Source organism: Nocardia concava NBRC 100430, from assembly GCF_000308815.1.
Classification (GTDB): Bacteria; Actinomycetota; Actinomycetes; order Mycobacteriales; family Mycobacteriaceae; genus Nocardia; species Nocardia concava.
This window is the reverse complement of sequence record NZ_BAFX01000133.1, coordinates 77,312-98,442: the sequence shown is the minus strand read 5'-3', so window position 1 is coordinate 98,442 and position 21,131 is coordinate 77,312. Positions and strand designations below refer to the sequence as shown.

The 21,131-nt window shown below is 68.2% G+C and carries 20 protein-coding genes; 12 read left to right on the top strand and 8 right to left on the bottom strand.

The window, feature by feature from the left end; genetic code table 11:
• The first annotated feature begins 101 nt into the window (after positions 1-101).
• Both ON43_RS31250 and ON43_RS31245 read left to right on the top strand, forming a co-directional pair.
• Positions 102-1,604: a flavin-containing monooxygenase gene (locus ON43_RS31250; RefSeq protein WP_040813252.1), complete on the top strand. Its 1,503-nt coding sequence runs from the start codon at positions 102-104 to the stop codon at positions 1,602-1,604.
• Between the two features lie 128 nt (positions 1,605-1,732).
• Entirely contained in the window at positions 1,733-2,782 is a 1,050-nt protein-coding gene (locus tag ON43_RS31245; RefSeq protein WP_040813251.1) for an aminotransferase class V-fold PLP-dependent enzyme, read from the top strand.
• 6 nt (positions 2,783-2,788) lie between these two features.
• On the opposite strand, the gene ON43_RS31240 is transcribed toward ON43_RS31245, so the two are convergent.
• Positions 2,789-3,490 carry a chymotrypsin family serine protease gene (locus tag ON43_RS31240; protein WP_040813250.1) on the bottom strand — a complete coding sequence of 234 codons (702 nt, stop codon included), beginning with the start codon at positions 3,488-3,490 and terminating at the stop codon, positions 2,789-2,791.
• 77 nt (positions 3,491-3,567) lie between these two features.
• Positions 3,568-5,124 carry a carboxylesterase/lipase family protein gene (locus ON43_RS31235; RefSeq protein ID WP_040813249.1) on the bottom strand — a complete coding sequence of 519 codons (1,557 nt, stop codon included), beginning with the start codon at positions 5,122-5,124 and terminating at the stop codon, positions 3,568-3,570.
• 68 nt (positions 5,125-5,192) lie between these two features.
• On the opposite strand from ON43_RS31235, the gene ON43_RS31230 reads away from it, so the two are divergent.
• Positions 5,193-6,398, top strand: coding sequence for an ROK family transcriptional regulator (locus ON43_RS31230; protein WP_040813248.1), 1,206 nt, complete (start codon positions 5,193-5,195; stop codon positions 6,396-6,398).
• Positions 6,399-6,415: 17 nt separating this feature from the next.
• Here ON43_RS31230 and ON43_RS31225 read toward each other — a convergent pair whose 3' ends face one another.
• The gene (locus tag ON43_RS31225; RefSeq protein WP_063712662.1) at positions 6,416-6,808 is read right to left on the bottom strand and encodes a hypothetical protein; all 393 of its coding nucleotides are present in this window, start codon (positions 6,806-6,808) and stop codon (positions 6,416-6,418) included.
• 366 nt (positions 6,809-7,174) lie between these two features.
• On the opposite strand from ON43_RS31225, the gene ON43_RS31220 reads away from it, so the two are divergent.
• Together ON43_RS31220 and ON43_RS46900 are read left to right on the top strand one after the other, a co-directional pair.
• Positions 7,175-8,194: a helix-turn-helix domain-containing protein gene (locus tag ON43_RS31220; protein ID WP_040813247.1), complete on the top strand. Its 1,020-nt coding sequence runs from the start codon at positions 7,175-7,177 to the stop codon at positions 8,192-8,194.
• Positions 8,191-10,845, top strand: coding sequence for an aminotransferase class I/II-fold pyridoxal phosphate-dependent enzyme (locus ON43_RS46900; protein WP_040813246.1), 2,655 nt, complete (start codon positions 8,191-8,193; stop codon positions 10,843-10,845). Before ON43_RS31220 ends, ON43_RS46900 begins: the two co-directional genes overlap by 4 nt.
• Here the strand turns inward: ON43_RS46900 and ON43_RS31210 are convergent.
• Positions 10,840-11,865 carry a helix-turn-helix domain-containing protein gene (locus ON43_RS31210; protein WP_040813245.1) on the bottom strand — a complete coding sequence of 342 codons (1,026 nt, stop codon included), beginning with the start codon at positions 11,863-11,865 and terminating at the stop codon, positions 10,840-10,842. The two genes, ON43_RS46900 and ON43_RS31210, sit on opposite strands and share 6 nt — an antisense overlap.
• 223 nt (positions 11,866-12,088) lie before the next feature.
• Between ON43_RS31210 and ON43_RS31205 the strand changes: the two genes are divergently transcribed.
• From ON43_RS31205 to ON43_RS31195, 3 genes are read left to right on the top strand one after another with little or no spacing between them, the layout of a single operon-like run.
• A complete protein-coding gene (locus tag ON43_RS31205; protein WP_040813244.1) occupies positions 12,089-12,568 on the top strand; it encodes a hypothetical protein in 480 nt (159 codons plus the stop codon).
• 40 nt (positions 12,569-12,608) lie between these two features.
• Positions 12,609-13,958: a M20/M25/M40 family metallo-hydrolase gene (locus tag ON43_RS31200; protein ID WP_040813243.1), complete on the top strand. Its 1,350-nt coding sequence runs from the start codon at positions 12,609-12,611 to the stop codon at positions 13,956-13,958.
• Entirely contained in the window at positions 13,955-15,478 is a 1,524-nt protein-coding gene (locus ON43_RS31195) for a YfcC family protein (protein WP_086008062.1), read from the top strand. The genes ON43_RS31200 and ON43_RS31195 overlap by 4 nt, the downstream gene beginning before the upstream one ends.
• Here the strand turns inward: ON43_RS31195 and ON43_RS31190 are convergent.
• Positions 15,475-16,056: a TetR/AcrR family transcriptional regulator gene (locus tag ON43_RS31190; protein ID WP_051179487.1), complete on the bottom strand. Its 582-nt coding sequence runs from the start codon at positions 16,054-16,056 to the stop codon at positions 15,475-15,477. The genes ON43_RS31195 and ON43_RS31190 overlap by 4 nt on opposite strands.
• A 67-nt stretch (positions 16,057-16,123) precedes the next feature.
• Here ON43_RS31190 and ON43_RS31185 point away from each other — a divergent pair, with 67 nt between their 5' ends.
• The 3 genes from ON43_RS31185 to ON43_RS31180 all read left to right on the top strand — a co-directional run bounded on the left by ON43_RS31185 (position 16,124) and on the right by ON43_RS31180 (position 18,502).
• Positions 16,124-17,440, top strand: a complete 1,317-nt coding sequence (locus ON43_RS31185) for a family 1 glycosylhydrolase (protein WP_040813242.1) — start codon at positions 16,124-16,126, stop codon at positions 17,438-17,440.
• A 238-nt stretch (positions 17,441-17,678) separates the two neighbouring features.
• On the top strand, positions 17,679-17,840 hold the full coding sequence (locus tag ON43_RS45130) for a hypothetical protein (protein ID WP_157514249.1): 162 nt from the start codon (positions 17,679-17,681) through the stop codon (positions 17,838-17,840).
• A gap of 23 nt (positions 17,841-17,863) precedes the next feature.
• The gene (locus ON43_RS31180) at positions 17,864-18,502 is read left to right on the top strand and encodes a disulfide bond formation protein B (protein WP_063712666.1); all 639 of its coding nucleotides are present in this window, start codon (positions 17,864-17,866) and stop codon (positions 18,500-18,502) included.
• Positions 18,503-18,573: 71 nt separating this feature from the next.
• Here the strand turns inward: ON43_RS31180 and ON43_RS31175 are convergent, their stop codons facing one another.
• A complete protein-coding gene (locus ON43_RS31175; protein WP_040813240.1) occupies positions 18,574-19,566 on the bottom strand; it encodes an LLM class F420-dependent oxidoreductase in 993 nt (330 codons plus the stop codon).
• Positions 19,566-20,048 (bottom strand): MarR family winged helix-turn-helix transcriptional regulator, encoded by a 483-nt coding sequence (locus tag ON43_RS31170; protein WP_051179486.1) that lies wholly within the window; start codon positions 20,046-20,048, stop codon positions 19,566-19,568. The genes ON43_RS31175 and ON43_RS31170 overlap by 1 nt, the downstream gene beginning before the upstream one ends.
• Positions 20,049-20,154: 106 nt before the next feature.
• On the opposite strand from ON43_RS31170, the gene ON43_RS31165 reads away from it, so the two are divergent.
• Positions 20,155-20,478, top strand: a complete 324-nt coding sequence (locus tag ON43_RS31165; RefSeq protein ID WP_040813239.1) for a rhodanese-like domain-containing protein — start codon at positions 20,155-20,157, stop codon at positions 20,476-20,478.
• A gap of 48 nt (positions 20,479-20,526) precedes the next feature.
• Here ON43_RS31165 and ON43_RS31160 read toward each other — a convergent pair whose 3' ends face one another.
• The gene (locus tag ON43_RS31160; RefSeq protein ID WP_040813238.1) at positions 20,527-21,111 is read right to left on the bottom strand and encodes a TetR/AcrR family transcriptional regulator; all 585 of its coding nucleotides are present in this window, start codon (positions 21,109-21,111) and stop codon (positions 20,527-20,529) included.
• Between the last annotated feature and the right edge of the window lie 20 nt (positions 21,112-21,131).

The following is a 21,131-nucleotide window of genomic DNA, read 5'->3' as shown; positions in this document are numbered from 1 at the left end:
TCCTCTCCTGCGGCCCGTCGGTAGACGTAACTAGAAATAACATGTAATACTCGGTGCGCCCGGACGCCGGTGTCCGGGCGCGACCAGAAGCGAGTACTTCAATGACGCGGCATGTCGACGTTCTGATCATCGGCGCTGGCCTGTCCGGTATCGGCATGGCTGCCCATCTGACCAGGGAGAAGACCGGGCGCAGCTACCTGATCCTGGAGCGGCGGACCGCCATCGGCGGCACCTGGGACCTGTTCAAGTACCCCGGCATTCGCTCCGACTCGGACATGTACACCTTCGGCTACGGCTTCCGGCCCTGGCACGGCACCAAGGTGCTCGCCGACGGACCGCACATCCGCCAGTACATCGAGGACACCGCGCGCGAGTACGGCGTCACCGATCACATCCGCTTCGGCCGCAAGGTCACCAAGGCTGCCTGGTCCAGTGAGCAGGGCGTGTGGAGCGTTGAGGTCCTCGACGAGCGCAGCGGCAAGACCGAGTCCTACACCAGCGACTTCCTGGTCGGCTGCACCGGCTACTACGACTACGACAACGGCTACCGGCCGAAGTTCCCCGGCGAGGAGAATTTCGGCGGGCAGATCGTGCACCCGCAGCACTGGCCCGAGGACCTCGACTACCGGGGCAAGAAGGTCGTCGTAATCGGTTCCGGCGCAACCGCTATCACGCTCATCCCGGCGATGAGCAAGGATGCCGAGCACGTCACCATGCTGCAGCGCTCGCCCACCTACATCGCCGCGCTGCCCGCCGACGACCCGGTCGCGGTCGGCTTCAAGTTCGCGAAAGTGCCCGCGGCCCTGGCCTACAAGGCGGGCCGGGCGCGCAATATCGCGCTGCAGCGCGCGAGTTACCAACTGTCGCGGACGAATCCGAAGCTCTCGGCCAAGCTCATGCTGGCCGCGGTGCGCGCGCAGGTCGGCCCCAACGTCGACATGAAGCACTTCACCCCGAGCTACAACCCGTGGGATCAGCGGCTGTGCGTGGTCCCCAACGGCGACCTGTTCCGGATCCTGCGCAAGGGCGAGGCGTCCATCGTCACCGACACCATCGAGACCTTCACCGAGAAGGGCATCCGGGTCTCCTCCGGCGAGGAGATCGAGGCCGACATCATCGTCAGCGCAACGGGTCTCACCGTCCAGATGCTCGGCGGCGCGACCCTCGAGGTCGACGGCGAAACCCTCGCCACCCGAGACCTGGTGGCCTACAAGGGCGCCCTGCTCGGCACCGTCCCCAACATGATGGTGATCCTCGGCTACACGAACGCCTCCTGGACCCTCAAGGCCGACCTGGCCGCGGAGTACTTCTGCCGCCTGCTGAACCACATGCGCGACAACGGGTACACCGAGGTCGTCGCCATCCCGGAGGAAGGCGACCGCTCCGAGGCGTCCCTCATGGGCGGCGCTCTCACCTCCGGCTACATCCAGCGCGGCGATGGCGTCATGCCCCGCCAGGGCACCCGCGGTCCGTGGCAGGTCATCAACAACTACTTCCGCGACCGCGCCATGCTCCGCAAGGCTCCCCTGGAAGACGGCATCCTCCGCTTCCGCCGCACGACGAGCAAGGCCACCGCGGCCCCCGTCGAAACCCGCTCGGCCTGACCGACTCCCACCCGACCCGGCCGTGCCCCGCGCACGGCCGGGTCGTCTCGTTCGAGCGCGCGGCGATCATGCCAGTGATCGGTCGGCTGGATCTTTCGGCACGCCGGGCACGGTCGCAGGATGGAGAGATGACTACTCCATCCGCGTTCGAGACCCTGGTGCGAGATGAGTTCGCGCCCACCACCATCTATTTGAACGCGGCCAGCACCGGGTTGTTGCCTCGGTCCACCCTGGCCGCGGTGGTCGCGGCCGAAGAGCAGCGCATGCACGGTGAGTTCGATATCCCGGGTGTGGACTCGGTGATCGACGACTGCCGGGCCGCGTTCGGGCGGCTGACCGGGTTCGCTGCCTCCCAGGTGGCGGTCGGGTCGCAGGTGTCGCAGATGGTCGGGCTGGTGGCGCAGAGCCTGCGGCCGGGGGCGAATGTGCTGGTGCCAGAGCACGAATTCAATTCCGTGCTCTGGCCTTTCCTGGTGCGGCCCGATCTGAATGTGCGGGTGGTCCCGCTGGCGGAGATCCCCGCGGCGATCCGGCCCGGCGACGATGTGGTCGCCGCCGCGGTGGTGCAATCGGCCGACGGCGCGGTGCTGGACATCGCCGCGACGGTCGCCGCGGCGCGGGCCCACGGTGTGCGCGTGCTGTTCGATGTGAGCCAGGCGGTGGGCTGGCTGCCACTGCACGACACCGGGGCCGACTGGATCATCGGCGCCGGTTACAAGTGGCTGTGCGCTCCCAAGGGCACGGTATTCCTCGCGGGAACGCCTGCGGCTCTGGACACTCTGACCCCGACCGCCGCGGGCTGGTACGCCGGATACAACCCGTGGGAGACCTGCTACGACGGCCCGCTGCGCCTGGCCGAGAACGCGCGCCGCTTCGATGTCGGCCCGGTGTGGCCCGCGTGGATCGGGCAGCGGCGCAGCCTCGAACTCATCGAGCAGATCGGCGTCGAGTCGATTCACCGTCACGATGTGGCGTTGGCGGATCGGCTGCGCAAGGGACTCGGTCTGCCCGAGGGCAATTCGGCCGTGGTGTCGATCGAGGTGTCGGAGCAGACGTTGGAGCGGGTGCGTGCCGCGCGCATTGTCGGTGCCGTGCGGGCCGGGCGGCTGCGGCTGGCGTGCCACCTCTACAACACCGAGGAGGACGTGGACCGCGCCCTCGATGCACTCGTCGACTGAGCCGGACTAGATCGGCTGGAAGCCGCTGCCCACGCCCTTGCCCGCGTCGACCGCCGCCCGCACGGTGTCGAAGGCGACCGCGATGACGGGTGTGTGGATCGGATTGTTCGCGTCGGTGCAGCTGAAGCGGAGGACCCGGGTGTCACTGATGAGCGGAGCGGACACGATCCCGACCAGCTGGTCACCAGCGGTGACCGGGGCACCCGAGTCGCCGTAACTCGAGCACGCCTGCTCCATGAAACCGACCGGGCTCGACGCCCAGACCACGCCGCAGCCGACGCCGCTGGTCCGCCCGTTCTGGCACACGATGCTCCAGGCGGGCGGCGCGGCCGCGAGTCCGGCGATGGTGCCGCCATTGACCGTGCGCAGCGGCGTCACCACGCTCGGATCGAATTCGATCACCGCGTAATCGAGCTGAGCGTCCGAGTCGCGCACCACGCCGACCACCCCGGCATCGGGGAACTGCTCCCCGCGCACCGGCGTCCCGGCCTCGGCGCAGTGCCCGGCGGTGAAGCCGACCAGGCGGCCGGCCGAGTCGTAGCCGATGGTGGTCAGGCTGCACTTGGTGGACCGGCCCAGCACCAGCCCCGACCCGCCGCCGAGCGCCGCCTGCGTGTCTCCGGGATCGGCGTGGGCTGCGGGCGCGGCAGCGAATCCGCAGGCCACGATTACCGCGGCCGGTGCGATCCAGCGCTGCGCCACCTGCATGCCCTACCATCCATCCGACTCGATGTCCTTAGCTACACGGTAGCCCGCGGCGGCGGAGATAAACCGTCCCCTTCGGATCAGCGCAGCCAGATCGGTCGCTGTGCGGCGAACGGATCGGACTGGACGTGCGGTGCTGCGGACCAGATCATGGTCTCGCGCCGGTCGAGAGTGTAGCGGGGCCAGGCCGGACCCGGGTCCCCGTTGCTCACGAACGCCACCCACGCCCGGTGGACCGCATCGGCCAGCGACTGCGGGGGATTGTCGCCCGCGACGGCGGTCACGCCCTGCTTCCGCAAGACGTCGAAGGCGAAGGGGACGTCCAGGCAGTGGAACGACTGTCCTTGGAACTTGGGCGCATTCGAGGTCCAGGTGAACTCGTAGAGCCACGTGGGCTGGTTGCGCCCGGCGCGCATCTCGGCGACCTGGAAGGACGGCATCCGGATGATGGCATCGCTCTGTGCCTGTCCCGCAATCTGATTCGCGGTCAGGCCCGGGTAGGCGAGGCGGAAGCCCTCGGTGGTCGAGGGCGCGAAGCCGAGCGCGCCCAATGCCACGGGGAGGGTCGCGTCGGTGATCTCCGGTGTCTCGCCGCTCAGCGAGGCGGCATTGAACTCGTGCGCGGTGAAGCCGATCATCAGCGGAATATCCTGGTCCGCACCGGATTTCAGCACCTCGGCGCTGGTCGCCGGAATCAGCGTGCCGTCCGCCCAGGGCGCCAGGCCGAGCAGGGCGGCGGCGCCGCTGTCCGGGCCGGGGGCGCGCAGTTTGTCCTCCATGTCCTGCAGCTGCATCTTGCTCACGTCGCGCAGTGCGGCGGCGGTGGCGGGCAGGCCGTTCCGCTTGGTGAACAGCGCGGACACGGCCAGTGCGGTGGCCCGGTCATTGGGCTGGGTGACCGCGCCGGATTCCGAAATGCCCGCGCGGAAAAGGCCTTTCGCGGACGGGGTGTTCATCAGCGCCCAGACCGCGCCGCCGCCCGCCGACTGCCCGGCGACGGTCACCTTGGCCGGGTCGCCGCCGAAGGTCGCGATATTGTCGCGGACCCAGCTCAGCGCCGCGATCCAGTCCAGCACGCCGCGATTGTCCGGCGCGTCGTCCAGGTGCAGGAAGCCCTCGATGCCCAGCCGGTAGCCGACCGACACCAGCACCACGCCGTCGCGATTGAAGGCCGCGCCGTCGTACCACGGGCTGGCCGGGCTGCCCGCCACGAAGCCGCCGCCGTGAATCCACACCAGGACAGGCAGTTTCGCTGTCTTGTCCGCCTTCGGGGTGAAGACGTTGACGGTGAGGATGTTGTCGCCCGGAATCGAGGGCTCGGGGATGGCGGTGACCTCGGCCAGCTGTTTGACCTGCGCGGTCGGGCCGTACTTGGTGCAGTCGAGGGTTTCGACCCAGGGGATCGGCGGCTTGGGCGCGGCGAAACGGAGATCACCCACCGGCGGCTGCGCGAAGGGAATCCCGAGGAACGCGACCCCGGTCTCGCGCCGCTCGCCCCGCACCGGTCCGTAAGCAGTGCCGACCGTGTCCTGGCGTGTCGTGTCCGAGCCGGACTTCGCGTTCGAGCATGCCGCGGTCAGGGCCAGCACCCCCGCCCCCATCAGTAGCGTCCGTCGTCCGATCTGTCCCGCGGCCATGCCAAACCCCTGATCCACCATTAACGTCAATGCTTGAAATAATTATCCGACAGCCTAATCTCGAGCCCGTGGATCCCGCACCCCCGCCCACCGACTCGGCCGCCATCCGCCGCCGCAACCTAGGTCTGGTCCTACGTCACATCGCCGACCACGGCCCCTGCGCCCGCACCGAGGTGGCCGCCGCCACCGGCCTGGCCCACGGATCCGTCACCGCCCTCGTCGCCGACCTCACCGACCGCGGTCTGCTCCGCGAGGACGACGCCCTGCGTTCCGGCACCCGCGGCCGCCCCGGCCGCCCGCTGCGCCTGGTCCCCGACCGTGCGGCCGTCGCCGCCATCCAGATCACCTCCGAACACCTGCGCATCGCCGTCGCCGACTTGGCAGGCGATGTGACGCGGCGCGAAACCGTGGCGCACGATCTCGCCCCGGGCACTCCCGAGGCCATGGCCGACCGCATAGCGGGTGTGATCGCCCGGCTCGCGGACGGTCCGGTGCTCGCCCGGGTCGTGGTGGCGATGGCCGGTCCGGTACGCGACGATGCGGCCCAAACCGTCGTGGTGGCACCGGATTTCGGCTGGATGGAACCCGTCCGCCTGCGTGAACTGATCACCGCGCGCCTGCCCGAGGTGTCCCCGGTGGTCGACGTGGTCAATGACGCGAACGCCGCCGCCCTGGCGGAATTCCACGCCCTGGAACGGGATTCGCGCGGCCTGGTGCTCATCGAGGCCGGCACCGGGATCGGCGGCGGCGTGGTGCTCGACGGTCGCATCCACACCGGCAGTCATGGCATCGCGGGAGAACCCGGCCACCTCCCGGTCGCGATGGACGGCCCGGACTGCGTCTGCGGCGCCCGCGGCTGCCTGGTCTGCTACGCGGGCCCGGAGTCCGTGTTCGAGGCGGCGGGTCTCGCCGATCTATTGCGGCAGCGGGGATTACGGAGCGCCGAAACGGAACTGCTGGCCCGGCTGCACCGCGACGACCCGCGCGCCACGGCCGCTCTGACGACCGCCGCCCGCGCCCTGGCCGCGGCCATCCTGTCCATCACCGCCCTGCTCGACGCCGACGAGGTCGTGCTCGGCGGGCTGCTCGCCGAATGGTATCCGTGGCTGGCCCCGACGATGGACGCCGATCTCGGCGGCCGCCGGGCCCTCGCCCCGGGTCTCGATCTCCGGATCTCACCGTCCACTCTCGGCGAGGACGGCATCGTGGCCGGTGCGCTCGGCTTCGCCCGGCGCGCAATCCTTTCCGATCCGGCGGTGGTCCCCGGACGGTGACGGCACCCCTCCGGCCGTCACCGCCCGTGCCGCCCCGGAGGGCGGCAGCACCAGGGAGGTCGCCGATCGGGCCGGCACCGGGGGTGTCCGGTGGCGGCGCATCGGCGCGGGGTTGGTCGCTGGTCGTATCGATCCCACAGCAGCACAACGACTTCGGGGAGGGTGAGGCCGAGTTCGGCGGCGCGCAGCTCGGCGAATTCGAGGGCCTGCTCGGGATCGGCGGGCGCGGGATCGCTGAGGATTTCGTCGAGCACCATGCCGCTGCGGGCCTGCTCGAAGGTGAGTAACCGGTTCGGGAGCCAGGAGAGCACCCAGGTGTCCGTGGGGAGTGTTGTGCGAACCGCGATCTCGGGCGTCTTGTCGCTGCGGACGGTCTCGGGGGTGATGTCGAGGGCCATGAGGTCGGACACCTCCTCAAATCTGGTTGTAGCACTAACGATACTTCAGGGCATCGATGGCAAAAAGTCAGAAGATTTGCTCATTGGAGATACTTGGTAAGCGAATTATGCTTACAACTAAGCGGTATCGATCGCGAGAGGGCTGGATATCGTAGATAGCAAGCACTTTGGCCGTCGACGGGCGTTCGATTGTCGAGTTCGATGCCGAACCGGTCGCGGTTCCACAAGCCAGCTATGGCCCTTTCGCCCGTTTAGCCTGGCTTGTAAAAGATTCCGGCGACTCTTGCAAGTCCTGCGATGGCGAAAATGACACACCGTGCTTAGGATGGGCATCGCATGACACGTCGGGGCAAAAGCGGAACATGATGGGAGACGAGCATGTCTGGCTCGGCTTCGGACGACGAGGTTATCGGCGCGACGGTCAAGCGACTGCGCCGGCAGCGTGGCCTCACCCAGGAGGCGCTGGCCCTGCGGGTCGGGTGCTCGCGCAGCCTGATTCAACAGATCGAGAACGGTAAACGTGTGCCACCGTCCGCGCAGCGCGAGAAGCTGAGCTGGGCGCTGGGGGAGCGGCTCCCCGGCGTCGACGACGAGACCGATGCCGACGAGGCGCTGCGCGATCTGCGGTTCCGATTCGAACAGCTGCTCGGCCGAAGCCCGGACATCGCCGATCGCGTCATCGGCCTCGGGCAGAGCCTGGTCGCGCTCGAGGACACCGGCGACGAACTCATTCCGCTCCGGGAGATCGCCGATCGGCAGCTGGACCGGGCCGAGGAGGTCGTGACCCAGATTCCGTCGGGCAGTGTCGTTGTGCGGGAGTGGAATACGGTCAACGACTGGCTTTCCGTGCTGGTCCGGGCGCAGCAGTCGATCTGCGCCATCCACTCCGCCGAACTGGGCGCCATCGGCGGCGACATCGGCGACGAATACCACCGCGCGATTCTCAGCAAGGCACGCTCCGGGGTGTCGGTGCAACGTGTCTACGTGCTCGACGACGTCGACAATGTGGTGCCGTACGCGGACAAACTCTGGCAGCAGGTCAAGGCGGGAGTCGAGACGATCCTGGTGAAGCGGGACTTCGCGCCCAACGCGCAGGGCATGCTCATCGTCGACGAAAGCTACGTGCTGGCCGGTGACTATGACTTCCGCCGCCGCGAGCGCGACTCCAGCCGCTTCTCCACACTGCGGCATGATGTGCAGGCCGCCCACCGCAAGTTCAACCACCTGCGGGAACTCCGGAGTTACGGAATGGCGCTGGTCGTCAACGATCTCGTGGAGAGTACGGGTTTGGTCGCGTTCGAGCGCCTGGACCAGCAGGACTGCCGTCCCCGATTCCACGCGGCCCTGCACCGCGCGTGGAACGACGAGGATCCGGGCACCGAGAGCGAACCCAGGTGAGCCGACCGGCCGTACCGCTGAACCCGCTCGACGTGGCGGACCGCTCCGATCAGCGGAAGCGAACCGCGCGGGTCCATCTCGACAATGCCAGCCGGTTTCCGGGGACCGAGGGCCGGATCCATCACGGGATCATCGACGCCTACCACGGCGAGACCGGGCTGCCTATGGCCGAGAACGCCGCGGCCGCGCTCAATTCGGCGTGGGCGGAGGTGATGACGGGTCATGGCGCGGCGTCGGGGGGAATGTTCGCCGATCAGGAAGACGGGCTGCCCTACGACAAGAAGCAGCCGCTGATCCTGCGACGGCTGGCGGCGGAGCGGTTGTTCGCGCGGATCGCGCAGCCCGCACCCGAAATGCCCGGCGTCGATATCGATCTCGCGGACGTGATCGTCAGCCCGTACTCGAGCATGGTGCTGCTGGAGGAGGCGATCGCCACGCTCGCCCGCCCGGGCGGGGTGCTGGTCTGCCCGGAGGGCTACTACAAGAGCGTGGCCGGGCACATCACCAAATACGGCCTGCGCATGGCGATCAGCCCGGTGACCGCCGACGACGACTTCCGGATCGACCCGGAGGCCCTGGCACGCACCCTGGAACACCATGCGGCACAGGGTGATCTGTGCGGGGTGTTGCTGACGCTGCCCGGCAATCCGGTGGTCGCCGACTACACGGTCGAGCAGCTGGTCGAGATCGGCCGGGTGCTCGTGGCCGCCGAGGTGCCGGTGATCTGCGATATGTCGTTCGATCTGCTGGTGGACGGGCATATTCCGATCGCTTCGATCGTGGTCCCGACCGAAGAGGGCCCGGTCCGGCTCTACGACCGGGTACTGACCATCACCGGAAACTCCAAGGCCTTCAACGCTTTCGGCCCGTGCAAACTGGGTGCGGCGTGCTCCGGGGACAGACAGTGGCTGGCCGCGATCCGGTCGCGGCTGCGGGTGGCGTTCCAGCGCGAGTCCACGCATCTGGCCCGTGCCACCATCGAGGGCACCTCCGAGGACTACCTGATCCAGAACCGCAAGATCCTCAGGGAGCGAATGGAATTCGCGCGCGAGCGGGTGGCCGGGGTCAACGCCCGATTCGGCACCGCGCTGCTGCGCCCGCTGGGCAGCAGCGACGGCATGTTCCTCACACTCGAATTCGACACCGAGGTCATGTCCGCGGCCGCCGTGCGCTCCAGCGCGGACCTCGAGGACCTGCTGCTCATGGCCGCGGGAGTCGACTGCGTCGCCCTGGACCGCACCGGCTCGCCGCGAATGGGCGTGCGGCTCAATGTGACCACGCCCCGGCGCGCCTCCGGCGACGCGGGCACCGACCTGGTCTCGGAGCTCTTCGACCGCATCGAGCGCCTGCTGCAACGCATCGACAGCGGCCTGACCTACTCCGGCGCACTACTGGAACGCCGCATCCCGGCCCGAACCCCACAGGTCACAACGGTAGGCGTGCTGCGCGAGACCGCCGCGGGCGAACTACGCGTCGCCGCCACACCCGAAGATGTGGCGACCTTGATCCGGCGCGGACTGCGGGTAGTCGTGGAGCAGGGCGCGGGCTGGCGAGCCGATTTCACCGATGCCGCGTATCGCGCCGCGGGCGCCTGCGTGGTGTCGGGCCCGGAATCGGTCTTCACCGCGTCCGACCTGGTGGCATGGGTGAAACCACCGGCGTACGAACTGGATTCGATGCCGATCCGCAGCGGCCAGCTGTTGTTCGGGTTCCAGGATCCGGTGCAGCGCAGCCGTGAGATCCACCGGCTGGGCAGGCAGGGGGTGGAGGCAGTGGCGTTCGAGCACCTGGCCCCGACCTCCGCGCCCCCGGCCTCGGCACTCGCGCCCCCGGCCCAAGTCCTTGCGCCCCAGACCCTTACACACACGCCCCCGGCCCAAGCCGATGCGCCCCCGGCCCAAGCCGATGCGTACACGCACCCGGCCCTGGGACACACGCCTAAGGCTCTTGCGCCCCCGGCCCAAGCCCGTGCGTATACGCCCTCGGCTCTTGCCTACACGGCCCCGACGCTCGCGCACCCGGCTGCGACCCTCGAGCGCGTGGCCTCGGGTGTCAGTGAGGCCGAACCGGATCCGTTGACGGCCATGAGCCGCATCGCCGGTGGCGTGGCGTATCGGGAGGGCCGGCAGCTCCTGCGTGCGCGACAGCCGGATTGCCCGGTGCGCGCCTTGGTCATCGGTTGCGGGCAGGCCGGGCTGGCGGCCCTCGATGCCGCGTCCGCCTGCGGTGACGCGCCCCCCACCGCGATCGGCAGCCGAATCGGACATCGAGCCGCCGCCTTGACGCATGGAGCGGGCGAGTTCCTGCTCGATCTGGGCCCGGACCAGGTCGCCGAGTACATTGCCGCGGTGCGGCCGAATCTGGTGATATGTGCTGCGGGACAACGGGGTACGCCCGCACCTGTGCTGCTGGACCTGCCCGCTCTGGCCGCGCTGCCACCCGGTGCGGTGGTGGTCGATCTGACCGCCAAGTCCGGCGGCAACAGCGCGGTGACGCGCGCCGATGGCACCGTGACGCTGGCCAATGACATCACGGTGCTCCACCGCTCCAACTTCCCCTCCGCGCGTCCTACGCTCGCGAGCCGCGCGTACGGCGCGGCCGCGACGGCCGCGATTCTCCGGTACAGCGCTGCGCAGGCGGGTGATTCATAGGGGCGGCAGCTCTTCCCATGCTTGTTCGAGCGCGTCGCGGAACAGTTGGCGGCAGTTGCTCGCATCGAGGTGGGCGAACTGTGAGAGTGGTTCGGCCGCGATCAGTTCGTTGACCCGGATGGCCTTTCGGCGTCGGCGCAGGGCGGCGAGTTTGTCGAAGCGGTCCAGTTGGAACTCGATATCCGGTTCGAGTGCTGAGATTCGGGTGGCTAGCCGGCCCTCGCGGAAGTTGTCGTATTCGCCTGAGACGGCGAGTCTTTCGTCTACGACCAGGAGCCCCTGGGCGTTGGGTGCGTGTGCGCGGTTGACCACCAGGTTGGTGATGCCGGCGCGGGTCAGCCCCCATAGGCGATCGACGTACGGCCATAGGTCCGCGATCGCGTCGATTACATAGATCCGGCGCATATCCAGTTTGGCTGCCCCGGTGCGGGCCGCGAGACGCATCATGGCGGCGTGGTACTCCTCGCCCGCCTCGCCGCCGATCGCCGCGAAGCCGGCGACATGCACCATCCGGACCGAGCGGGTGGCCTGCTCCAGCACCGTGCACCAGTCGGTGACGGTATTCCATTCCGGGACGCGCGCGATTCGCGAAGGCACCTGCGCCAGTAGGTTTTCGGCGCGATCCAGCTGTCGTAGCGCGATGGTCTGCAGGGGAGCCAGGTCCGGCCCGGCGGCGGACGCCGCGACGAGGCGGCGCGTGATGCGCAGGGCGTGTTCGGCCGCGTGCGGATCCTGACCCAGCAGCACATTGAAGGCCATGCGCAGGTTGTCGGCCCGGGCATCGGCGGTCTCCGCGGTGGAGACCGTGCGGCCGGTGGCGGGCAGGGCGACGCCGAGCACGGCGCTCAGGCTCTCCCGCAGTGGACGCTGGGGGATGCGCGCGCCGCTCTCGATCTGCTGGATCTGACTGCGGGAGCAGCTCACCCGGTCGGCGAGGGACTTCTGGGTCAGACCCCGTTCCTTGCGCAGTCGGCGGATCAGGTCACCGATCGGTTCCCCGACCGGATGCATGCGCGTCATTCCGGCCCCCTGCGCCGACACCGATGCTCCCAGTGTGTCACGAAAGCTTAGTTCGTGGCCGTGCCACCGACCAGACATCCGACGATTCGCGGCAGGGACAGAGCGCGGTCGCTTACCCGCAGCAAATGGCAAGGGACAGTGCGCAGCTCGGTGGATGCCACACGCGGTGATCCGCAAACTTTCGGTATCACACCGGAATTCGAGCGGGCGACAAGGCAGAGCGATGGCACTCCACATAACCGACCGATCCATCACCAGCGATCTCACCCCGGAGGCCGCGTACTTCGTGCCGGACCCCGGCGGCGGTGGGAAGTGGTTGCTGACCTGGTTTCCGGACCGGCTCCTGACCCGCGAGCAGGCCATCGACGGCATGACCCTGGACGAACTGCTCAGCGATCCGCGCGCCGACGCCACCACGGTGGCGAGTGCGGCGGCGGTGTACGCGAACTCCCTGGGCATGGAACTGGCCGATGTGCTGGTCCGGCTCTACACCCGGGCGGTCGAGCGGGACCGGCGTTCGACCCGGCGCACCCGCGGTCCGCGCCGCCACGGCCCGAGGCGCACGAGAGACGGTGTCCCACAATGGTTTCTGCTCTTCTGCGCCACGGTCTCGGCCATGCTGGCCCGCACCCTCTACGCCGTCGTGATCCTGCCCTCGCTGTCCTTCGTGCTGGCGGCCCTGCTGACCGCGCGTGTCGCCTGAGATTCGCTGGATTCGGGCCCGGAGGTGGTTCGATGGGGACATGGAACTGCGCCAGGATCTGGGTGGGACTGTCGACGGGCTGATGCCCGAGTTGAAGGGGCTGCTCGAGCAGCTGGTGGGGATACCATCCATCGCGTTCCCGGACTATCCGAAGGAGAACGTCCAGCGCGCCCACGACCTGGTCGCCGAGGAGTTGCGGAAGTCGGGTGTGGGGGAGATTCAGGTATTGAATCTGCCGGATACCTCGCCGGTGATCTACGGGCGGATCCCGGCTCCCGACGGCGCGCCGACGGTACTGCTCTACGGGCATTACGACGTGCAGCCCTCCGGGGACGAAAAGCTTTGGAACACACCACCGTTCACGGCCACCGAGAAGGATGGCGCGATCTACGGCCGCGGGGCCGCGGACTGCAAGGCCAATGTGGTGGCGCACATCGGCGCGCTGCGGGCCTTCGGCGGGAAGCCGCCGGTGGGCGTGACGGTGGTGATCGAAGGCCAGGAGGAGTACGGGTCGGTCTTCGACGACTATCCGGCGGAGAAGCCGGAACTATTCCAGGCCGATGCGCTGCTCATCTGCGACGCGGGCAATATCCGGGCGGGACAGCCGACGCTGGTGACCGCGCTGCGCGGGGTGGCGGATGTGTTCGTGGAGGTGCGCACGCTGGCCGCGCCGGTGCATTCCGGGCAGTTCGGCGGCGCCGCGCCGGATGCGTTGCTGGCCTTGATCTCCGCGCTGTCCACGCTGCACGACGCCGACGGAAACGTGGCGGTGCCGGGGCTGCGGCGCGACAAGTGGCAGGGCGCGAACTACACCGACAAGGAATTCGCCGAGGTGACCGGCATGGCGCCCGGCATGCCGCTGCTCGGCACCGGACCCATCGGCGAGCGCATCTGGTACGGCCCCGCCATCACCGTCATCGGCTTGGACGCGCCGCCGACGAAAACCGCTGCCTCGGCGGTGGTTCCGTACGCGAAGGCGTATCTGAACGTGCGCGTGCATCCGGAACAGGATCCGGCCGAGGGACAGCGGGCGGTCATCGAGCATCTGAAGAAGGTCAAGCCGTACGGGATCGAGCTGGAGGTGACCGGCGGTGATGTCGGCGCCGGATTCGCCGCCGGCACCAGCGGTCCCGCGTACGCGGCCATGGGGGAGGCGATGAAGAAGGCGTGGGGTGTCGATGCCATCGACTCGGCCATGGGCGGATCCATTCCGCTCACCAATTCGATGGCCGCGGCCAATCCGAACTCCGAGGTGCTCATGCTCGGCGTCGAGGATTCCAAGTGCAATATGCACGGCTTCAACGAGCGGGTGCTGGTGAGCGAACTGCGGAATGTGGCGCTCGCCGAGGCCGAATTCTTCCAACTCTTCGCGGACAGGATGCGCAAGTGACCGACGCCGGGACGATCGACGCCGAGCCGAAACCCGCACCGCACAAGAAGAAGCGGGCGTTCCCGTCCACCTACACGATTCTCGCGGGCGTCACCCTCGCGGTGTGGCTGGCGGCCTTCGTGATTCCGCCGGGCGCCTACGATTCGGACGCCGACGGGCATCCGATCGCGGGCTCGTACCACCGCATCGAGGATGCGAAGAGCTTCGGTGCGCGGGTGCGGGATCTGTTCCTGGCTCCGGTCAACGGCCTGTACGGCATTCAGGACGACAAGACCGGACAGGTCGCCCCCGATGTGTCGGGCTCGCTCTACGGTGCGGCCGCGGTGTTCCTGTTCGTGCTCGCGGTGGGCGCCTTCATCACCGTCGCCTTCGCGACCGGCGCGCTCGACAGCGGCATCGGGCGGCTGGCGTTCAAGCTGCGCAACAAGTCGTATCTGCTGATCGTCGGCATCATGGTGGTGTTCGCCATCGCGGGCACCGTGGAGGGTTTCGCCGAGGAGACGCTGGGCTTCTACGCCCTGCTGGTGCCCTTGACCCTGGCGCTGGGCTACGACCGGATGACGGCGGTGGGTGCGATCATCGCCGGTGCGGGCATCGGTGTGCTGTGTTCGACCGTGAACCCCTTCGCCACGGGCACGGCGTCGTCGGCGGCAGGGGTGGCGCTCGGTGACGGCATCGTGCTGCGGCTGGCCATGCTGGTGGTGCTGACCGCGGTGACGGTCGCGTACGTGGTCTGGTACGCCCGCCGCGTCAAGGCCGATCCCGACAAGTCCTGGTCCGGTTGGCAACCCGGGGACCGCGATGTGAAAGCCGATGAGCACGAACCGGATCCGATGACCTCGCGGCAGATCGCGGTGGTGTGGCTGGTCGGCCTCACCTTCGCGTTCATGATCTTCGCGGTCATTCCGTGGGGCACGGTCGTCAACGGGCAGGGCGCGAAACCCTTCGCGTGGGAACTGGGTTGGAGCTTCTCCGAGCTGACGGCGCTGTTCCTGGTGGGCGCGGTGGTGGTGGGCCTGGCCGGTGGGCTGGGCGAGGGGAAGATGTCGGAGAACATCGGCAAGGGGTTCAGTGATTTCGTCGGCGCGGGCATCGTGATCGTGCTGGCCCGCGGCGTCACGGTCATCATGAACAACACCCAGATCACCAGCACGGTGCTGCACGCGCTGGAGGGCGTGGTGTCGGGTACCTCGTCGGCGGTGTTCGCGGTCGGCGTCTTCCTGGTGAACGTGCCGCTGGCGTTCCTCATCCCGTCCACCTCCGGGCATGCCACACTGGCGATGCCGATCATGGCTCCGCTGGCCGACTTCGCCCATGTGCCAAGGTCTTTGGTGGTGACGGGCTGGCAGTCGGCGTCGGGCTGGGCGAACCTGGTCACTCCGACCACCGCGGTGGTCACCGGTGGTATCGCCCTGGCCAAGGTGCGCTACGACCGCTACGTGAAGTTCATCGCCCCGCTGATGGCGATCCTGTTCGTGCTGATCTGCGTGTTCCTGGCCGTCGCGGCGTGGATCGGTTAGGTGCCGGGAAACTTCCTTCCGGTGAACTGGGTCCAGCACTGCGCGAGATAGAACTCCATATCGATGGACGGATCGATGAGCCAACGCGACTGCAGGCCGTCGGCCAGGGCCATGAAGGCGGTGGCCATGACCTCGGGATCGACGCTCTCGGGGACGTGGCCGCCGCGCTGCATGCCGCGCAGCAGTTCGGCGAATCCGGCGGTGCCGCGTTCGTAGTGCTCGCGCATGAACTCGTGGGCGGGATGGCGGGTGTCGGCGGCGGCGGCCTGCATATGGGTGAACAACTCGATCAGGCCCGGCACCCGGGTATTGCGGCGAATGATCTCGACCAGGATTTCGGGACCGGGGTTGTCGAGGACGGCCGCGTCGATCTCGTTGCGCTTGCGCAGCACCGCGACGAACAGCTCCTCCTTGGAGCCGAAATAGTGCAGCAGCCCGCTCTGGCTCAGTCCCACCGCCTCGGCCAGTTCGGCCACCGAGGTCGCGAGGAAGCCGCGTTCGGAAATCGTGCGCAGGGCGGCCTCGAGGATCTGCTCCCGCCGCTCGATGCCTTTTCCGTAGGGTCCGCGTTTCGCCACTGGGAAAGTCTAAGGCTCCTCTGAGAGTTGCTTGTCCTCCAAAACCGTGGACTGTACGGTTTTCGTCATGGGATCCCGCCGCCGTAACCTCAGCCTGGCCGTGCTGGCCGCTGCCGCCGCCCTGACCGCGACCGCCGCCCCCGCCCTCGCCCGCCCGGAACCGCCCGCGCGGATCGATCCGATGGGACCGGATTTCCTCTGGGGTGTGGCGGCCTCGGGTTTCCAGTCCGAAGGGCATGCGCCGGACAGCAATTGGTCGCGGTACGTCGCCTCGGGGAAAACCCAGGATCCGTACCGGGATTCGATCGACTTCTATGACCGGTACCTCTCGGATATCCAGCTGGCCAAGGGGCTGGGTGTGAAGGTGTACCGGATCGGCATCGAGTGGGCGCGCGTGCAGCCACAGCCCGGTGTGTGGGACGAGGACGGACTGCGCTTCTACGACAAGGTGATCGGTGCGATCGAGGCCGCGGGCATGCGGCCCATGCTTACCCTGGATCACTGGGTCTTCCCGGGCTGGGAAGTCGATCGGGGCGGATGGAACAACGCGGGAATGGTCGACGACTGGCTGGCCAATGCCCGCAAGATCGTGGACCGCTTCGCCGCCGGCAATCCGCTGTGGGTCACGTTCAACGAGCCGGCCGCCTACATGGTCAACGAGGTCCGGCTCGGCGATCTCCCCGCCACCGCGGTGCCGGTCATGCAGGATCGAATCGCGCAGGCGCACAATGCCATTTACGACTACATCCACCAGGTGCAGCCGGGCGCGATGGTGACCAGCAATGTCGCCTACGTTCCGACCGCCGATGACGTGGTGAACGGTCCGCTCATCGGAAAGATCGCGGCCAAGCTGGATTACATCGGCATCGACTACTACTACGGGGCTTCCCCCGACGCCCCGCGCTCGTTCAGCGTCACCGACATGTGGAACAACCCCTTGCAGGCCGAGGGCATCTACTATGCGCTGGACCACTATTCGCGCGCCTTCCCCGGTAAGCCGCTCTACATTGTCGAGAACGGCATGCCCACCGAGAACGGCAAGCCCCGCGCCGACGGCTACACCCGCGCCGACGACCTGCGCGACACCGTCTACTGGGTGCAGCGCGCCAAGGCCGACGGCATGAACGTCATCGGCTACAACTACTGGAGCCTCACCGACAACTACGAATGGGGCTCCTACACACCGCGTTTCGGGCTCTACACGGTCGACGTTCTGACCGACCCCACCCTCACCCGCCGCCCCACCGACGCCGTCCCGGCCTACACCGACATCACCCGCGACGGCGGCGTCCCGGCCGATTACCGTCCGACCCGCGACCCGAAGCCGTGCTCCCTCGTCGACGCCCTGGCCAGCTGCACCGACCCGGTGACCGTGCCCCGCTAGACCACCCGGCGGCCCGCCGGATCGGCCCGCAGGACGCCCGGGGTGTTCGAGAGCTTCCCCTCGAACACCCGATCCCGCGTATCGGGCGTCGTCCCACTGCGGCCCGATCCGGCGGGCGACTCCTCCGGGCGTGGTCATAGTCCGGTTCTATGGGTGCATTGGAATGGGGTGTCTACCAGCGTCTTCTCGTCGGGTGAAAAGTAAGGGGTGACCGAATCCCCGACGAAATCAGGACACCATGTACACCCTCCTCTTCGCTCTCATCCTGCTGTGTGTGGTGGCGGTGGTACGCGGCTGGCCGCGGGGCTATGCGATGGGTTTGTGCTCGGCGACCCTGGCCCTGTCGGTGCTCGCTTTCCTCCCCCACGTCATCGATCACTCGTTCGTCCTCGACCTGTGACCACCACCTCAGGAGCTGATCTCATGACCACCCTCACCGCCTCCACCCGGGTCACCACCGATGCCCCCGCACTCTCGAACAAGCTCGGCCTCTGGTTCGCCCACGCCTACGTGCTCGGCATGTGCGCCACCCTGCTCGGCGCCTACACCTTCCAGTTCGCGCTGTGGGAGTACCCCTGCCCCATGTGCCTGCTGCAGCGAATGTTCTTCCTGCTCAGCGCCATCGGCCCCGCCTACATCATCGTCCGCTCGCGGACCGGGTCGGTGACCACCCGGGAGTTCGCCTCCGGCTGGGGCTGGGCCGTCATGGCCGCCATCCTCGGCAGCTTCGTCTCCGGAGCCCAGGTGCTCATGCACATCGTGCCCCCGGATCCCGGCTACGCCGGCGCCCTGTTCGGCCTGCACCTCTACACCTGGGCCTTCATCACCTTCGTGATGGCCGTGCTCGCCGCCGGAATCGTGCTCTTCCTGGCCGCTTTCAGCGAACCCGGCCGGGTGAGCGCCACCTCGACCGCCCTGCGCCGGGCCGCCGGGATCACCCCGGCCGTGTTGCTCACCTTCGCCGCCACCAACCTGATCGCCTGCTTCTTCCTGCAGGGTCTGCACTGGAAGATGACCGGTGATCCCACCGGCTACCAGTTCTTCACCGATCTGGGCTGGTAAGCACAAAATCCGCCCGCCGACTCCGGAAACCGGTGTCGGCGGGCGGATTTCGCGTGTGTGCGGCCGGGCGCTCAGCGCAGCGCGGGGATGACCTCGCGCTCGAACAGCTCCACGCCGGAAGTGTCGTAGGCGGTCTCGGGGAAGTAGTGGATGGAGTACCCCAGCCCCAGATCCTTGACCTGCGAGAGCCGTTCGACGATCTGCTCGGGCGTGCCGACGGCGGGGGAGTTGCGGAACAGATCCTTGACATGCTGAGCCGCGCCCTCGGCCCCGGTGAACGGGGTCAGCCGCGCCTCGAGCTCGGTCAGCCGCTCCTGCACCTCACCCTCGGTCGCGCCGACCAGCGTATTGAAGTTCGAGCTGCGGGTGATGGCGTCGAAATCGGTTCCGACCGCGGCACAGTGGCCGCGCAGCAGCTCCGACTTCTGCGCGAAGGTCTCCGGATCGCCCGCGAAGTTGGTGTACTGCGCGTACTTCGCCGCGATCCGCAGCGTCACCTTCTCGCCGCCGCCCGCGATCCAGATCGGAATCCCGCCCTCCTGCAAGGGAAGCGGGCGCACGATCGCGCCGTCGACCTGGTAGTACTTGCCGTCGAGGGTGGCCTTGCCGGTGGTCCAGGCCTGCTTGAAGATCTGCACGCCCTCGTCGAGTCGGCCCAATCGCACACCGGCGGAGGGGAATCCGTACCCGTAGGCCCGCCACTCGTGCTCGTACCAGCCGCCGCCGATGCCCATTTCCACGCGCCCGCCGGAGATGAGATCCACGGTGGCCGCGACCTTGGCCAGGTAGGCCGGATCGCGGTAGCTCATGGCGGTGCACATCTGTCCCAGGCGAATTCGCGAGGTGCTCGCCGCGAACGCGGACATGAGCGACCATGCCTCGTGGGTGGCCTCCTCGGTCGGCACCGGCACGGTGTGGAAGTGGTCGTAGACCCACAGTGATTCCCACGCGTCGCCGGAGTCGGCCCGCCGGGCCAGGTCTCGCATCACTCCCCATTGCGCCGCCGGGTCGATGCCGACCAGATCGAGCCGCCAGCCCTGCGGGACGAAGATGCCGAAACGCACTAGATGTCTCCTCTGTTCGAGTTCGGTGTGGTCACCTGGCCGAGGTCGGCCGGGCCGAGCACCTTGCGCAGCGCAGCGGCCACGGTCTCGAGTTCGGCCCTGTCCAGTCTGCCCCCGAAGCGCGCCTCGATGCCCGCGAGATAGTGCGGCGCGGCCTCCCGGAGCCGACGCCGGCCCGTATCGGTAATTCTCACGAACGCCGACCGCCCGTCATCGGGATTGGATTCACGCCGCACCAAACCGTGCGACTCCATCTCGGTGACCAGCCGGCTGACCCGCGTGCGGCTGAGCACCACGCGCTCGCCCAGGTCGCTCATCCGGAGCCGGTGCGGCCCATCGAGTTCCAGCAGGACGTCGTACCAGCTCAGCGGCAGTCCGGTGGTCCGGCGCAATTCGGCGTCGAGTTCGGGCACGAGTTTGGCGTGGACCTGCAGCAGGGCGGCCCAGGCGTGGACGGCCGGATGGGATCGGGATGCGGACACCGCCCCATCATAACCAGTTGCGTGCGCGCGCACGTAAGTAGTAGCGTGCACACGCACACATTTTTGTGCGCTATCTGTTCGATCTGATGTTCCGAAGGGAAATCCCATGACCGCACTCATCACCCGCGACGAGCTCGCCAAGGAAATCGAAGCCGGATCGGTGATCGTGCTCGACACCCTCGGCGGCGACTACTACGCCAAGGCGCACCTCCCCGGCGCCCTCGCCCTGGTCGAAGCCGACGTGGAAACCCGAGCCCCCCAACTGCTCCCGGACCTGAACGCGGCCATCGTCACCTACTGCTCCAACCCGGCCTGCGCCAACAGCCAGTTCGTCGCCACCAAGCTCGAGCAGCTCGGCTACACGAACGTCCGCAAATACCGTGAGGGCATCCAGGATTGGACCGAAGCGGGCCTGCCGATCGAGAACTGATCGCGGGCGAGCCGCTCCCTGTCGCGGTCCGCGCCGGGTATCAGGTACTCAGTCGCGGACCGTGATCGAGAGGCGGGGGCGGGTGGGGTTGTCGGGGGAGACCCGCTCCCAGACCGCGTCGAGCATGGGGGCGAGGAGGAGTTCGCCGAATTGGCGCAGGAGGACCGCGACGATCTGGGCGGATTCGGGTTTGTCGGTGGAGGCGAGGCCGGCCTCGCGGAGTCCGGCGACCTCGTTGCGGGTCAACTCCACCACGGCGTCGAGCAGGTGGAGGCGGGTCTCGGACGGTTCGAGCAGCGAGCGGCGGATGTAGTTCACGACCGCCGGATTCTCCTGCAGCATCTTGCGAACCGCCTCGTCGCGGGCCGCGGCCACCTCGGCGGGAGTGCCGGTCGGGGGAACCGAGGCGACGGTGGTGGCGAAGTAGTCCACGACCAGCTTGTCGACCGCGTCGCGCAGCCCGTCCTTGGTCTTGAAGTGGTGCTGGACCAGACCGAGGGTGACGCCGGCCTCGGCGGCGACCGCGCGCAGCGAGACCCGGGAGTCGCCGTACTGGGCGAAGAGGTCCATTGCCGCATTGCGAATGCGCGCCTTCGCGGTCAGGTCCTCATTGGTGGCCCGTGGATTCAGCATCGCCCCTCAGTTCGTTCGAT

Excerpts from the sequence above, each read along its gene's own strand:
- ON43_RS31250 (WP_040813252.1), top strand. The coding sequence starts at position 102 with ATGACGCGGCATGTCGACGTTCTGATCATCGGCGCTGGCCTGTCCGGT.
- ON43_RS31245 (WP_040813251.1), top strand. The coding sequence starts at position 1,733 with ATGACTACTCCATCCGCGTTCGAGACCCTGGTGCGAGATGAGTTCGCG.
- ON43_RS31240 (WP_040813250.1), bottom strand. The coding sequence starts at position 3,490 with ATGCAGGTGGCGCAGCGCTGGATCGCACCGGCCGCGGTAATCGTGGCC.
- ON43_RS31235 (WP_040813249.1), bottom strand. The coding sequence starts at position 5,124 with ATGGCCGCGGGACAGATCGGACGACGGACGCTACTGATGGGGGCGGGG.
- ON43_RS31220 (WP_040813247.1), top strand. The coding sequence starts at position 7,175 with ATGTCTGGCTCGGCTTCGGACGACGAGGTTATCGGCGCGACGGTCAAG.
- ON43_RS31210 (WP_040813245.1), bottom strand. The coding sequence starts at position 11,865 with ATGACGCGCATGCATCCGGTCGGGGAACCGATCGGTGACCTGATCCGC.
- ON43_RS31205 (WP_040813244.1), top strand. The coding sequence starts at position 12,089 with ATGGCACTCCACATAACCGACCGATCCATCACCAGCGATCTCACCCCG.
- ON43_RS31200 (WP_040813243.1), top strand. The coding sequence starts at position 12,609 with ATGGAACTGCGCCAGGATCTGGGTGGGACTGTCGACGGGCTGATGCCC.
- ON43_RS31185 (WP_040813242.1), top strand. The coding sequence starts at position 16,124 with ATGGGATCCCGCCGCCGTAACCTCAGCCTGGCCGTGCTGGCCGCTGCC.
- ON43_RS45130 (WP_157514249.1), top strand. The coding sequence starts at position 17,679 with ATGTACACCCTCCTCTTCGCTCTCATCCTGCTGTGTGTGGTGGCGGTG.
- ON43_RS31180 (WP_063712666.1), top strand. The coding sequence starts at position 17,864 with ATGACCACCCTCACCGCCTCCACCCGGGTCACCACCGATGCCCCCGCA.
- ON43_RS31165 (WP_040813239.1), top strand. The coding sequence starts at position 20,155 with ATGACCGCACTCATCACCCGCGACGAGCTCGCCAAGGAAATCGAAGCC.
- ON43_RS31160 (WP_040813238.1), bottom strand. The coding sequence starts at position 21,111 with ATGCTGAATCCACGGGCCACCAATGAGGACCTGACCGCGAAGGCGCGC.